This window comes from Streptomyces sp. NPDC053542 (assembly GCF_044544685.1).
GTDB lineage: Bacteria > Actinomycetota > Actinomycetes > Streptomycetales > Streptomycetaceae > Streptomyces.
The window spans coordinates 129,081-142,480 of sequence record NZ_JBITXL010000004.1 but is presented as its reverse complement, the minus strand read 5'-3'; the positions used below and the strand labels follow the sequence as shown (position 1 = coordinate 142,480).

The 13,400-nt window shown below is 70.8% G+C and carries 14 protein-coding genes; 10 read left to right on the top strand and 4 right to left on the bottom strand.

The genetic code is table 11. From position 1 onward, the window contains the following. The first annotated feature begins 24 nt into the window (after positions 1 to 24). The 3 genes from ACIGXO_RS12340 to ACIGXO_RS12330 all read left to right on the top strand — a co-directional run bounded on the left by ACIGXO_RS12340 (position 25) and on the right by ACIGXO_RS12330 (position 1,986). Positions 25 to 639: a hypothetical protein gene (locus ACIGXO_RS12340; protein WP_399784245.1), complete on the top strand. Its 615-nt coding sequence runs from the start codon at positions 25 to 27 to the stop codon at positions 637 to 639. Beyond that, positions 636 to 1,259, top strand: coding sequence for a hypothetical protein (locus tag ACIGXO_RS12335; protein WP_399784243.1), 624 nt, complete (start codon positions 636 to 638; stop codon positions 1,257 to 1,259). The genes ACIGXO_RS12340 and ACIGXO_RS12335 overlap by 4 nt, the downstream gene beginning before the upstream one ends. Positions 1,260 to 1,392: 133 nt before the next feature. Beyond that, positions 1,393 to 1,986, top strand: a complete 594-nt coding sequence (locus ACIGXO_RS12330; RefSeq protein ID WP_399784240.1) for a hypothetical protein — start codon at positions 1,393 to 1,395, stop codon at positions 1,984 to 1,986. Positions 1,987 to 2,230: 244 nt separating this feature from the next. Here ACIGXO_RS12330 and ACIGXO_RS12325 read toward each other — a convergent pair whose 3' ends face one another. Together ACIGXO_RS12325 and ACIGXO_RS12320 are read right to left on the bottom strand one after the other, a co-directional pair. After that, the gene (locus tag ACIGXO_RS12325; RefSeq protein WP_399784237.1) at positions 2,231 to 2,584 is read right to left on the bottom strand and encodes a hypothetical protein; all 354 of its coding nucleotides are present in this window, start codon (positions 2,582 to 2,584) and stop codon (positions 2,231 to 2,233) included. Positions 2,585 to 2,800: 216 nt separating this feature from the next. Further along, the gene (locus ACIGXO_RS12320; RefSeq protein ID WP_399784234.1) at positions 2,801 to 3,613 is read right to left on the bottom strand and encodes an SDR family oxidoreductase; all 813 of its coding nucleotides are present in this window, start codon (positions 3,611 to 3,613) and stop codon (positions 2,801 to 2,803) included. Positions 3,614 to 3,817: 204 nt separating this feature from the next. On the opposite strand from ACIGXO_RS12320, the gene ACIGXO_RS12315 reads away from it, so the two are divergent. The 3 genes from ACIGXO_RS12315 (at position 3,818) to ACIGXO_RS12305 (ending at position 8,024) form a co-directional block, all read left to right on the top strand. Further along, complete coding sequence (locus ACIGXO_RS12315) at positions 3,818 to 5,449, top strand: alkaline phosphatase D family protein (protein ID WP_399784231.1); 1,632 nt, start codon at positions 3,818 to 3,820, stop codon at positions 5,447 to 5,449. Between the two features lie 86 nt (positions 5,450 to 5,535). Beyond that, complete coding sequence (locus ACIGXO_RS12310; RefSeq protein WP_399784228.1) at positions 5,536 to 6,873, top strand: multidrug effflux MFS transporter; 1,338 nt, start codon at positions 5,536 to 5,538, stop codon at positions 6,871 to 6,873. A 14-nt stretch (positions 6,874 to 6,887) separates the two neighbouring features. Next, positions 6,888 to 8,024, top strand: a complete 1,137-nt coding sequence (locus ACIGXO_RS12305) for a serine hydrolase domain-containing protein (RefSeq protein WP_399785623.1) — start codon at positions 6,888 to 6,890, stop codon at positions 8,022 to 8,024. On the opposite strand, the gene ACIGXO_RS12300 is transcribed toward ACIGXO_RS12305, so the two are convergent. Then, positions 8,021 to 8,242: a hypothetical protein gene (locus ACIGXO_RS12300; RefSeq protein ID WP_399784225.1), complete on the bottom strand. Its 222-nt coding sequence runs from the start codon at positions 8,240 to 8,242 to the stop codon at positions 8,021 to 8,023. The genes ACIGXO_RS12305 and ACIGXO_RS12300 overlap by 4 nt on opposite strands. 72 nt (positions 8,243 to 8,314) lie before the next feature. Between ACIGXO_RS12300 and map the strand changes: the two genes are divergently transcribed. Both map and ACIGXO_RS12290 read left to right on the top strand, forming a co-directional pair. Next, positions 8,315 to 9,172, top strand: coding sequence for a type I methionyl aminopeptidase (map, locus tag ACIGXO_RS12295; protein WP_399784222.1), 858 nt, complete (start codon positions 8,315 to 8,317; stop codon positions 9,170 to 9,172). Between the two features lie 139 nt (positions 9,173 to 9,311). Then, positions 9,312 to 10,001, top strand: a complete 690-nt coding sequence (locus tag ACIGXO_RS12290; protein ID WP_399784219.1) for a heme oxygenase (biliverdin-producing) — start codon at positions 9,312 to 9,314, stop codon at positions 9,999 to 10,001. Positions 10,002 to 10,019: 18 nt separating this feature from the next. Here the strand turns inward: ACIGXO_RS12290 and ACIGXO_RS12285 are convergent, their stop codons facing one another. After that, the gene (locus ACIGXO_RS12285; protein ID WP_399784216.1) at positions 10,020 to 10,697 is read right to left on the bottom strand and encodes a PhzF family phenazine biosynthesis protein; all 678 of its coding nucleotides are present in this window, start codon (positions 10,695 to 10,697) and stop codon (positions 10,020 to 10,022) included. A gap of 231 nt (positions 10,698 to 10,928) precedes the next feature. On the opposite strand from ACIGXO_RS12285, the gene efeO reads away from it, so the two are divergent. Continuing rightward, positions 10,929 to 12,068, top strand: a complete 1,140-nt coding sequence (efeO, locus tag ACIGXO_RS12280) for an iron uptake system protein EfeO (protein WP_399784212.1) — start codon at positions 10,929 to 10,931, stop codon at positions 12,066 to 12,068. Between the two features lie 9 nt (positions 12,069 to 12,077). Beyond that, positions 12,078 to 13,382 (top strand): iron uptake transporter deferrochelatase/peroxidase subunit, encoded by a 1,305-nt coding sequence (efeB, locus tag ACIGXO_RS12275; RefSeq protein ID WP_399784209.1) that lies wholly within the window; start codon positions 12,078 to 12,080, stop codon positions 13,380 to 13,382. Positions 13,383 to 13,400: the final 18 nt, after the last annotated feature.

Sequence of the window (13,400 nt, the reverse complement as noted above, 5' to 3'; positions counted from 1 at the left end):
ATTAGCACCGTGGAAACCCCAAAAATGGCGGTTGGCGGCTACACCATCCTGATGCCGCCGGGGTGGGACCGCATCCCCTTGAGATCGAAGTCCGAGACGCAGGACGCGATCAAGGGGATCGTGGATCACTCCGTCAAATTCGTGGATCCGGCGACCCCCAAGGACAAGGTGACGGAGGTCCGGCTCGAGCTGCACAACCGGCTCAACCGGGCGGTCGCCGACGCCAGGCGCCGCAACGGCGTCGACATCTACCTCCCCGTGGAGCCGATCCACGGATTCCTCGCGCCCGCCTCCTTCCTGGTCTCCAAGGTCTCCCCGGGCCTCGCCGCGCAGACCTCGCCGGCCGAGATCATGAGGCACCTGACCAAGGACTTCGGGCCGTCGGAGGACATCGAGCTGGACGAAGTGCCCGGCGTTCGCTGCCAGCGGTCCGTCCCCGCCAACCCGAAGAAGGAGGACTCGGTACCGAGCCGGCAGATCAATTACGTCGTGCCGGTGCCGGATCCCGGGGAGGTGAGCGAGTGGCTCATCGTCTCGTTCACCACCCTCACGCCCGAAGGTACTCCGCAGGAATTCCTTGAGATCCTCACCGAACTCTTCGACGCCGTCATGACCACCTTCCGCTGGAGCGCAGCATGAGCCTTCCGTACGCACTCGACTTCACCGAAGACCCGGCGGACGGGTGGATTGCCGTCCCCATCCTCGAGGGGAGGGGCGCCGACCGGCAGCGGCGGAAGTGGGCGAAGAAGAGCGCGGAGTTGCACTGTGCCCTCCTCTCGGACGGGGGCTCTCGTGACAAGTCGCAGGAGAAGGAGCTCGCGCGCGTGCTCGAGGCTTTCTCCGAGCAGTTCCCGCAGAAGATCCCCATGCAGCACCTGTTCGCGTACGCTCCGGACCTCCGCAAGGACCTCCTGCCGTTCTTCTTCTACGGGACCCCGTCGGAAGGGCCGGTGGAACAGGTACTGGACACGCTGGTGCAGCGCAACGAGCCCGGCGCCGCGCAGGACCCCCAGATCGTGGATTTCACCACCGACAACCTCGGCAAGGGGCTGCGCTCCATCCGCCACTTCGTGCCGAAGGGCGGCGAAGCCCTCTGCATGTCGGTCAACTACGGATGGCGCGTCGACTCGTACGGCATCGACCTGTCCATGCGCACCATCAGCGACGACATCGGCTGGATGTCCGCGAACATCGACGAGTTCGACGCATTCGCCCGCACCCTGAAGGTGGTCGATCCGAGCGACATCGTCGTTGACTGACGGCAAGAAGAACGAGTCCGGCAGGACTGCGGCAATCCGGAAGTGGGATCAGTAAATGGCTCGGGAAGAAGGCGAGTTCGCCGTAGGCGCGCGGGGGACTGCCGAGAAACAATCCGGTGAAGGCCGATCGGCATTGCTGCGATGGCTGTTGTTCTACCTCGTGTGCGCGGCCGGGATCGCCGGGCTCCCGTGGTGGGGGCCCGCGGCCCCGCTGAGCCCGTGGCTCAGGGGCACGGGCTTCGTGCTGGGGGTGATCCTCCTGCCGCTCGCCTCCGTGCTGACACCGTTCTTCGTGCTGCGGCGCATGCCCCGGAACAAGCGGGGAACGTGGCAGCTCCTGCCGATGGTCGTTGCGGCCGCAGGACTGGGCGTTCTCTCCCTCTTCGCGGGGCAGGACACCGCGCTGCAGGACCGCGGCCGCGTGACCGAGGCCAAGGTCGTGTCGGTAAAGCAGGGCAAGACCAACCGGTGCACCTTGCAGCAGCCGAACGGCCAGGCGATCCCGCTCGACCTCAAGGAGGGCGACGGCTGCGCCACCGGCGTCAAGCGGGGCGACACCCTGCGCGTCCGCTACGACCCCGAGGGCGCGGCCAACCCGGTGACCGCCTCCTGGAAGCCGGCCTCCTACGGAGCCGCAATCGCCGGCCTGGCAGCGCTGTTCGTGGCCCTCGGCACGTGGGGCGGTACACGAATGTCCCGCCGGGATCGCGAGTACAGCGCCGCGTAGCAACCCGTGCCCGGTGGCGACGACCTGTTGGCCTTTGGCCCGGTCGTCGCCACCGGGCATTCTGCTCTTGGTTCGCGTGCTTACGCTCGTGCCCCTGCTCTGGATGCTTCTGGGCGGAGGGGCCATCGGAAAGATTTCCTTGCGTGGGGCGGACCCTCGGTGTCGCGTTTCGGCACATGCTCGCCCGAGCTTCTGCACAAAGCCGTCTCTACAACTGCACGAAAAGTGTGGGGTGGGGGTGGCTTCAGAGGAGGAAGGGGGTGGTGAGGCCGAGGGCGATCATGCCGGTGCAGAGGAGCCAGAAGCTGATGCGGGTGCGGCCGCGGCGGCTGAGTTCGGCGGAGACGGCGCACAGGGCGATCAGGGCCAGGTACGCGGCGACCGTGCGGGCCGAGGTGTGTGCGTCGACGTGTTCGATGAGGGCGCCGATGCCGCCGGCCAGGAAGAGCAGGGAGACGACGAGCTGGGTGAGGCGGGCGTCGCGGGGGCTCGACGGGCGGTGGCGCCGGCGGCGCAGTACCGCGCGGCGCTCCCGTGGCGTGCCGGACTCCATGAGGAGCGCGATGCCCTGGTCATCCAGGTCGTTGTGGGGAGGCATGCGCGGGATCGTACCGAGGGTGGTGGCGATCTGGGATGGGGTGCGAAAGCGCTGGTGGAGGGTGGTGGAGGAGGTCGGGGCGGAGTGTGGTGGGGATGTGACGGGAGTGTGATCGCCCGTCACGAGGGAGAGGGGGGAGGGGGGAGGGAGTCCCCGCCGCGCCCGCCCCGACTTTCCCTCAGCCTCGCCCCGGCACCCGGCCTCGCCCCGGCCCCCTCAGCCCCGCCCGATGTACGGCATAGCCGTAGCCATGACCGTCGCGAACTGGATGTTTGCCTCCAGGGGAAGGGCGGCCATGTGGAGGACCGTGCGGGCGACGTCCGCCGCGTCCATCACCGGTTCCACCGCCAGCTCGCCGTTGGCCTGGAGGATGCCGGTCTGCATGCGGCCCGTCATCTCCGTCGCCGCGTTGCCGATGTCGATCTGGCCGCAGGCGATGTTGTACGGACGGCCGTCCAGGGAGAGGGACTTGGTGAGGCCGGTCATGGCGTGCTTGGTCGCGGTGTACGCGATGGAGTGCGGGCGCGGTACGTGCGCGGAGATCGAGCCGTTGTTGATGATGCGGCCGCCCTGCGGCGACTGGTCCTTCATCGCCCGGAAGGCCGCCTGGGCGCAGAGGAACGCGCCGTTGAGGTTGACGTCGACGACCGTGCGCCAGTCCTCGTAAGCGAGGTCCTCCAGCGGCCCCGGCGCGCCGAACGTACCGGCGTTGTTGAAGAGCAGGTCGACCCGGCCGAAGCGGTCGCGTACGGCGGAGAAGAGCGCCGCGACGTCGGCGGGGTCGGTGACATCGGTGGGGACGGTGAGCAGCTCCGCACCGTTGGCGGCCAGGGCGGCCGTCTCCTTCGGGGCCTCCGCACCCTCCGCGCCCTGCCCCGCCAGCGCCGCCGTCTCTTCCAGGGCCTCCGCGCGCCGCCCCGCCAGCGCCACCGACCAGCCCGCGCCGGCCAGCTCCAGCGCGACCGCGCGGCCGATCCCGGAGCCGGCGCCCGTCACCACGGCCACCTTCGGATTGTTCATGTCACTCATGGCGGCAGCGTAAGTCACCTCACACGTGGCGCCCCGCCCGAGGCCGAACGGTGCGGCTTTGCCCCGCAGTGCCCGTTGCGGGCTCAGTCCTCATCCCGCCGTCATCGTTGCGTAGTACATCCGACAGCACGTCGCCGCCCCGTGCCTCTGCAATCGCTGGAGACGCCGGATCTCCCGGATCCACTCCAGCCAGGGCAGGGGCAGATGACTCAGCATTCCCAGCAGGATCAGCAGTTGCGGGCCGCCGCCGAGCACCTCGGGCGCCGCCGCTTCCTCACCGTCGCCGGGGCCGCCGCGACGCTCGCCTTCGCGACCAATCTGCCGGGCACCGGCGCGGCCTACGCTGCCGAGGTGGACGGGAAGACCCTTTCCGAGAACCCTTTCACGCTCGGTGTCGCCTCCGGCGATCCGCTGCCGGGCTCGGTCGTGCTGTGGACGCGGCTGGCGCCCCGCCCGTACGAGCCGGGCAACGGGATGCCCGACGCGCGCGTCGCGGTGCGCTGGGAGATCGCGCACGACGAGAAGTTCGCCCGTATTGCCGGGCAGGGCAAGGCCGAGGCGCATCCGGAGTTCAATCACTCGATACATATCGAGGCGACCGGGCTCGGGCCGGACCGGGTGTACTACTACCGGTTCCGTGCCGGGGAGTGGATCAGCCCGGTCGGCCGTACCCGCACCGCGCCCGCCCGCGGCACGCGCCTTCAGAGCCTGCGCCTGGGGGCCGTCTCCTGCCAGGCGTACCACGACGGTTACTTCACCGCCTACCGGCACCTGGCGGAGGAGGACCTGGACGTCGTCTTCCATCTCGGGGACTACCTGTACGAGTACCCGGTGAATGCGGTCGGCGGCGCCCGCAACTACACCGACCGCACGCTGCCCGCGCTCTTCAACAAGGAGACGGTCACGCTGGAGGACTACCGGCTGCGGTACGCGCTGTACAAGTCCGACCCGGACCTCCAGGCCGCCCACGCGGCCCACCCCTTCGTCGTCACCTGGGACGACCACGAGGTGGAGAACAACTACGCGTCGGACATCAGCGAGAACAACCTGCCGCCGGCCGAGTTCCTGGCCCGCCGCGCCGCCGGGTACCGCGCGTACTGGGAGAACCAGCCGCTGCGCCGCCCGCAGCAGCCCAGCGGCTCCGACATGCAGCTCTACCGCCGGGTGCAGTACGGCACGCTCGCCCAGTTCGACATCCTCGACACCCGCCAGTACCGCTCCGACCAGGCGTACGGCGACGGCTGGCACGCCCCCGGCCCCGAGTCCACCGACCCGGCCCGGACGCTGACCGGCGCCACGCAGGAGCGCTGGCTGACCGACGGCTGGCGCGGCTCGAACGCGCTGTGGAACGTCGTGCCGCAGCAGGTCACGTTCTCCGAGCGGCGCTCCACGACCGCCGCGGACTACAAGGTGAGCATGGACTCCTGGGACGGCTACAGCGCCTCCCGGGAGCGGGTGCTGGCCGGGGCCGAGGCGGCGGGTGTGGAGAACCTCGTGGTTCTCACGGGCGATGTGCATGTGCACTATGCCTTCGACATCAAGAAGGATTTCGGGGATCCCGGGTCGCGTACGCAGGGCGTGGAGTTCGTGACCACCTCCATCGCCAGTGGCAAGGACGGCGCCGACAAGCCCGCCAACTGGGACGCGTACATGGCGGCCAACCCGCACATGAAGTTCTACAACGGCCGCCGCGGCTATGTGACGGTCGAGCTGGACCAGGAGAAGGCGCGCGCGGACTACCGGACCGTGTCCGCGGTGACCACGCAGGGCGCGCCGGTCGCCACCGCCGCGTCCTTCGTGTCCGAGGCGGGCGACCCGGGTCTGAAGCCCGCCTGATCCGGCCGCCCGGGGGTCAAAAACAGGCCGGGGTCCGTCAGGACATGACACCATGGTGCGTACATCTACAAATCATGGAGACACTCATGTCGGACCCCGGCCCCGCCACGGCCGAGAGCCATCAGAGCCGCCCCTGTCCCCGAATACCCAGCACGGCCGCCGGCCCCGCGCCGACCCCCGCGGCCCGCCGCACGAGCCTCCTCGTCACCCTCATCCTGGGCGGCCTGACCGCTGTCCCGCCGCTCTCCATGGACATGTACCTGCCGGCCCTGCCGGCGGTCACCCGGTCCCTGCACAGCCCCGCCGCCACCGTCCAGCTGACCCTCACCACCTGCCTCGCCGGCATGGCCCTCGGGCAGATGGTCGTCGGGCCGATGAGCGACAAGTGGGGACGCCGCCGCCCGCTCCTCATCGGGATGGTGATCTACGTACTGGCGACCGCGCTGTGCGCGGTCGCCGCCAACGCCGAGTTTCTGATCGCGGCGCGGCTCGTCCAGGGCCTCGCGGGCGCGGCCGGCATCGTCATCGCCCGGGCCGTGGTCCGCGACATGTACGACGGCGTGGCGATGGCCCGCTTCTTCTCCACCCTGATGCTGATCTCCGGCGTCGCGCCGGTGGTCGCCCCGCTGATCGGCGGGCAGATCCTGCGCATCACCGACTGGCGCGGCGTCTTCGTCGTGCTCACCGTGATCGGCGTGCTGCTCACCCTCGTCGTCTGGCGGAAGCTGCACGAGACGCTGCCGCCGGAGCGCCGGCACGCGGGCGGCCTCGGCGCCGCGCTGCACACCATGCGCGGGCTGATCACCGACCGGGTCTTCGCCGGGTACCTGCTCGTCAGCGCCTTCGCCTTCGCCGCGCTCTTCGCGTACATCAGCGCCTCCCCGTTCGTGGTCCAGGAGATCTACGGCGCCTCGGCGCAGACGTACAGCCTGCTCTTCGGCGTCAACTCCATCGGGCTGGTCCTGCTGGGCCAGCTCAACGGAAAGGTGCTGGTCGGCCGGGTCTCGCTGGACAAGGTGCTGGCGATCGGGCTGGGCCTGATCACGCTCGCGGCCGCCGCGCTGCTGCTGATGTCCACCGGTGTCTTCGGCCCCGTCGGGCTCGCGCCGATGGCCGCCGGGCTGTTCGTCCTGATGGCCTCGATGGGCCTGGTCATGCCCACCACCAACACCCAGGCGCTGCTGCGCACCTCGCACGCGGCGGGCTCCGCCTCGGCCCTGCTGGGCACCTCCACGTTCCTGATGGGCGCCGTGGCCTCGCCGCTGGTGGGCATCGCGGGCGAGCGGACGGCCGTGCCGATGGCCGTCGTACAAGGTTCCTGTGCACTTCTGGCGCTCGCGTGCTTCCTGGGACTGTGCCGTCCGTGGCAGCGTAGGGAGGAGTCCACGGAGGACGGCACGACCGGCGAAGGGAACCGGCTCTGAACGCACCCGCACCACTGCGCCACGGCACCCCCGCCCAGGCGGGGCTCGATCCGGCATGGACCCGGCGGCTCGTCGCGGAGATCCGCGCGCTGCCCGAAGGGCCGACACCCTGCTGCGCCGGTGTCGTGGCGGTGGCGGGGCGCGGGCCGGTCGTCGCGGTCGAGGAGGCCGCGGGGTGGGCGCTGCGGTACGGTTCCTACGACGTGGGCCGGGGGCGCGGGGTGCCGCTGGCACGGGAGCGCTGGGAGCCGGTGCGCGCCGGCACGGTCTTCGACCTGGCGTCGCTGTCGAAGCTGTTCACGGCGATCGCGGTGCTGCAGCGGGTGGAGCGCGGGACGCTCGGGCTGGATGATGCGGTGGCCCGCCACCTGCCGGACTTCGCGCCCGCCGTAACGATTCGCCATCTGCTCACCCACACCTCGGGGCTGGCCGCCGAGCTGCCGCTGTACGACGGGGCCGCCGGGCCGGGGAGCGACCGGCTCGGGCCCCTGTGGGCCGCCGCGGCGGCCGCCGTGCCGGGCCCCTTCTGCTACTCCGACCTGGGCTTCATCGCCCTCCAGCGGCTGCTGGAGACGGTCGAGGGCGAGCGGCTCGACGTCCTCGTCCGGGACGGCATCACCGGCCCGCTCGGCATGCTCAGCACCTCGTACGGGCCGCTGGCCCCGGCCGGGGTGGCCGCCACCGAGGCCGAGGTACTGCTCAAGGCGCGGCGGCCGTCCTGCACGGGCGGCGTGGTCCGCGGCGAAGTGCACGACGAGAACGCCTACGCGCTGGGCGGCGTCGCCGGGCAGGCGGGGCTCTTCGCCACGGCACAGGACCTCGCGGTGCTGTGCCGGGCGCTGCTCACAGGCGGCGGGCCGGTACTGCGCCCGGAGACGGTCGCGCTGATGCTCGCGCCGCCCGGCCTGGGCTTCCGCGTCGCGCAGCCCGGCTTCATGGGCGAGCTGGCGGAGCGCGGCGCCGCGGGGCACACCGGCTTCACGGGCACGAGCCTGGTGCTCGATCCCCGTACGGACACGTTCTTCGTGCTGCTCACGAACGCGGTGCACCCGCGCCGGGGCGGCGAGCCGGTGCCGCGGGCGCGGCTGGCGACGTACTTGGCGCGGGCGACCGCGGCCCGGCCCCCGGCGGGTCCGTCGGAAGCCCCCTAGGAGCCGCTGCTCCCCTTGTCGGTCCAGCGGGAGTCGTTCTCCCACTCCACGTTCCGCTCACGGGCGGTCTCCATGGCGTGCGCGGCCTCCTCGCGGGTGCCGTACGGCCCCATCCGGTCCGCCGCCCGGCACTCCGGGCCCTCCTCGACCTTGGCGTGCTTGAGGCAGTAGTACCACTCGCCGGGCTTCCCCGCCGTACCCCGTTTGAACAGTGCCATCCCGGCCTCCTCCGCCTCGGTACCCTTGCCTGACGCCATCCTGCCCGATGGCTCGCGGATACACTCGCTGGCATGTCTGGCCAGTCTCTCCTTGTCCCGGGGACCATCTCCCCGCAGCGCCCCGTCCCCGCCTCCATCCCGCGCCCCGAGTACGTCGGCAAGGACGCGCCGACCCCGTACACGGGCCCCGAGGTGCAGGACGCCGACACCATCGAGCGGATGCGCATCGCGGGCCGGATCGCGGCCCAGGCGATGGAGGAGGCGGCCAAGCTCATCGAGCCGGGCGTGACCACCGATGAGCTGGACCGCGTCGCGCACGAGTACATGTGCGACCACGGCGCCTACCCTTCCACGCTCGGCTACCGCGGTTTCCCCAAGTCGCTGTGTTCCTCGGTCAACGAGGTCATCTGCCACGGGATCCCGGACTCCACCGTCCTGCAGGACGGCGACATCGTGAACCTCGACGTCACCGCGTTCATCCACGGCGTGCACGGTGACAACAACGCCACCTACCTCTGCGGCAACGTCGACGAGGAGTCCAAGCTCCTGGTCGAGCGGACCCGCGAGTCGCTGAACCGCGCGATCAAGGCCGTGAAGCCGGGCCGGCAGATCAACATCATCGGCCGGGTCATCGAGTCCTATGCCAAGCGCTTCGGCTACGGCGTCGTCCGCGACTTCACCGGCCACGGCGTGAACACGTCCTTCCACTCCGGCCTGATCGTGCCGCACTACGACAGCCCGCACCACACGACCGAGATCAAGCCCGGCATGACCTTCACGATCGAGCCGATGCTGACGCTGGGCACGTACGAGTACGACATGTGGGAGGACGGCTGGACGGTGGTGACGAAGGACCGCAAGCGCACCGCGCAGTTCGAGCACACCCTCGTCGTCACGGAGACCGGCGCGGAGATCCTCACGCTTCCCTGAACGCTTCGCCGAGCGCTTCCCGGTCCGGGTGCGCGGGTAGGCTTTTGCCGACAGGCTGTCGGGAACTGATTGACTTAGGTAAGCCTAAGTTGCCACAATCGGTTCCCGGCCGCTACCGCTCGGTCCCTGGAGGCCCGCCTTGGACGCGCACGCTCCCGCCCTCCCCACGCCGTTCTCCGCCCTGGTCCGTACGGCGACCCGTGAAGCGCACACGGAGGTGCAGGGTTCCTCCTTCATGAATGACATGCTCGGCGGCCGCCTCGGTGTCGCGGCCTACCGCCGCTACACCGAGCAGCTCTGGTTCGTGTACCGCGCCCTGGAGGGTGCCGCAGGCACCCTTGCCGCCGACCCGGTCGCCGGCCCCTTCCTCCGGCCCGAGCTGGCCCGCACCCCCGAGCTGGAGCGCGACCTCGCGCACCTGGCCGGGGCGGGATGGCGCGGGGCGATCCGGCCGCTGCCCGCCACGGAGACGTACGTGGCACGGATCGCCGAGTGCGCCCGCGACTGGCCGGCGGGGTACGTCGCCCACCACTACACCCGTTACCTCGGCGACCTCTCCGGCGGCCAGATCGTCCGCGGCACGGCCGAGAAGACATGGGGTTTCGCGCGCAAGGGCGACGGCGTCCGCTTCTACGTCTTCGAGGACATCGGCAACCCCGCCGCCTTCAAGCGCGAGTACCGCGCGCTGCTGGACGCGGTGCCGGTCGACGACCTGGAGAAGCAGCGGATGGTCGAGGAGTGCAAGCGTGCGTACGCGCTGAACATCGAGGTCTTCCACGAGCTGAGCGCGGAGTTCGGCGAGGGCGGCCGCAGCCCCCTGAGCGCCTGAGCCGGGGCAGGAAGCGCCCTAACCCAGCTGCCGTACCCCGCTCGTCGCGACCCGCCCCCCGAGGTCGATCCAGCCCCCGGGGAGCGGCCGCGTGAGGATCTGCGAGCCGCGCCCCTGCCGGATGTCCAGCGCCCGCCCCAGCGCGTGCGTGAGCCCCATGGCGGCGGCCCCTGTCGCCTCGTCCTCGGCGATGTTGTCGTCGCGGCGCGGGAAGCCCCGCGCCCGTACCCGCCCTGCCGTCTCGTCCTCCCACGCCCACGCGTACAGCCAGCCCTCGCCCGGCGGCGGCGCGGGCAGGGCGTCCACCTCTGCGACGGAGGCGTACTGGTGCGGAGTGCGGCCCGTCGCCCACTCTGCGCGCCCCCGTACCCAACTGAACGCCCCGTCGTGCCGCACGGGCACCTCGCCGGCCGGCGGTCGCAGCACGTCCACGGGCTCCCCGAGGTGGCGCAGCAGCCAGGCCGTGCCGACCAGCGGGTGCCCGGCGAACGGCAGCCGCAGGGTCGGCGTGTAGATGTCGACCGCGCCGCGGCCCGCGTCGTCGATGAACACCGTCTCGCTGAAGCCCAGTTCACGGGCGAGTTCCTGGCGTTCCGCGGGCCCGGGAAACGCGGCCCCGTCCGGTACGACACCGAGGGGGTTTCCGCCGTCGCCGGACGGGCCGCGGAACACCCGCAATACGTGGAGTTCCGTCATGGCGTCATTGAACACCGGTGACAGATCAACAGGGTTGTCGGGTCTTACCTTGGTGGGGGCATTGCCAGGGCATTGCCGGGTATTAGGCGGTCCGTTATGGGTTCGTAGTCAGTGAGAGGGGGATCACTGGACGGGCGGAAGGGAATCAGGTAAGCCTCGGATAAGTTAGGTCCGCCTTAGTTAATGGCGGACCGCCCGCCGTCGTCGTCCGAAGAAGCCTGGAGCCCCCGTATGCGAGCCCTCCGCTCCGCAACCGCCGCCGCGATCACCGTGGCCGCCGCACTGACCGCAGCCTCGTGCACGGCCAAGAGCGACGTGGCGGGTGACGCCGGTGAAGCCGGCGCCGTGCAGGTGACCGCCTCCGACGACGCGTGCAAGGTGTCGAAGAAGGAGTTCCCGGCCGGGCACGTGAAGCTCGCGGTGGAGAACACCGGCAGCAAGGTCACCGAGGTGTACGTCTACGCCCCCGGCGACCGCATCGTCACCGAGCGGGAGAACATCGGCCCGGGCACCAGGGCCGCCATCACCGCCGAGGTGAAGGCCGGTTCGTACGAGATCGCCTGCAAGCCCGGCATGAAGGGCGACGGCATCCGGCAGAAGGTCACCGCGACCGGCAAGGGCGCCGCGGCGAAGCGGGACCCGAAGCTGGACGCGGCGGTGGCCGAGTACCGCAAGTACGTGCAGGAGCAGGCCGACGAGACGCTGCCGAAGGCGAAGGAGTTCGCCGAGGCCGTCAAGAGCGGTGACCTGGAGGCCGCGAAGAAGGCGTACGCGCCGTCCCGCATCGGCTGGGAGCGCACCGAGCCGGTCGCGGAGTCTTTCGGTGACATCGACCCCAAGGTCGACGTCCGCGAGGACGGCCTGGAGGACGGTCAGAAGTGGACCGGCTGGCACAAGCTGGAGCAGTCCCTGTGGAAGGAGAAGAAGATCTCCGGGGACGACAAGAAGCTCGCCGATCAGCTGATCAAGGACCTGAAGGACTGGCAGCAGCGGGTCGGCAAGGCGGAGATCACCCCGACCAGCATGGCCAACGGCGCCAAGGAGCTGCTGGACGAGGTCTACACCGGCAAGGTCACCGGTGAGGAAGAGCGCTACAGCCACACCGACCTGGTCGACTTCCAGGCCAACGTCGAGGGCGCCGAGAAGGCGTACGAGCTGCTGAAGCCGGTCGCGAAGAAGAACGACCCGGCGCTGGTCCGCGAGCTGGACCGGCAGTTCGAGGCCATCGGGAAGCAGCTGGACGAGTACCGCGAGGGCGACGGCTTCGTCGCGTACGACACCGTCTCCAAGAGCGACCGCAAGACGCTGTCGGACGGCGTCAGCGCGCTGGCGGAGCCGCTGTCGAAGCTCGCCGCCGCCGTCGCTCAGTAGGAGGGTTCCATGGCACTTGAATCCGAGGACCTGGCGCGGACCGCCGAGGACGGGCCGGACGCGGCACCGCGCAGCCCCTCCCGCCGCGCGCTGATCGGCTGGGGCGGTGCCGGGCTCGCGCTCGGCGCGGTCGCGGCCGGCGGCACCGCGGCGGCGCTGACCGCCGGTGACGACCCCGCGCCGGCCGCCGGCTCCAGCAGCGCCGTCCCCTTCCACGGCGCGCACCAGGCCGGCATCGCCACCGCCGTCCAGGACCGGCTGCACTTCGCCGCGTTCGACGTCACGACGGACGACCGGCAAGCGCTGATCGATCTGCTCAAGGAGTGGACGGCCGCCGCCGCGAAGATGACGGCGGGGCGGCCGGTCGGCGAGGGCGCGGTCGGCGGGCTCGCCGAGGCGCCGCCGGACGACACCGGCGAGGCGCTGGACCTCAAGCCCTCCCGGCTCACCCTGACCTTCGGCATCGGCCCGACCCTCTTCGAGAAGGACGGCGAGGACCGCTTCGGGATCAAGGACCGGCGGCCCGAGGCACTGATCGATCTGCCGAAGTTCCCCGGCGACAACCTGGAGGCGGCCCGCAGCGGCGGCGACCTGTGCGTCCAGGCGTGCGCCGATGACCCGCAGGTCGCCGTGCACGCGATCCGCAACCTCGCCCGCATCGGCTTCGGCAAGGTCGCCGTGCGCTGGTCGCAGCTGGGCTTCGGGAAGACCTCCTCCACGACGCCGGACGCGCACACCCCGCGCAACATGTTCGGCTTCAAGGACGGCACCCGGAACATCGCGGGAACGGACACCGCGGCGCTCGACAAGCATGTGTGGGTGGGGGAGCGGGACGAGAAGGGGGCCGGGAGCTGGATGGCCGGCGGCTCGTACCTCGTCGCGCGCCGCATCCGGATGCACATCGAGACCTGGGACCGCACCTCGCTCAAGGAGCAGGAGGACGTCTTCGGGCGCAGCAAGGGCGAGGGCGCCCCGGCCGGCCGCCAGAAGGAGTTCGACGCGCCGCACCTGAAGTCGATGCTGCCGACCGCGCACGTGCGGCTCGCGCACCCCGACTCCAACGACGGCATCCGCATCCTGCGCCGCGGCTACTCCTTCACCGACGGCACGGACGGCCTGGGCCGGCTGGACGCGGGGCTGTTCTTCCTCGCGTACCAGCGGGACGTGCGGGACGGCTTCGTGCCGCTGCAGAAGAACCTGGCGCGCCATGACGCGCTCAACGAGTACATCCAGCACGTGGGTTCGGCCGTGTTCGCGGTTCCGCCGGGCGTCCGGGACAAGGACGACTGGTGGGGCCGGGCGCTGTTCGCCTGACTTTCGTCGGAAATGAGA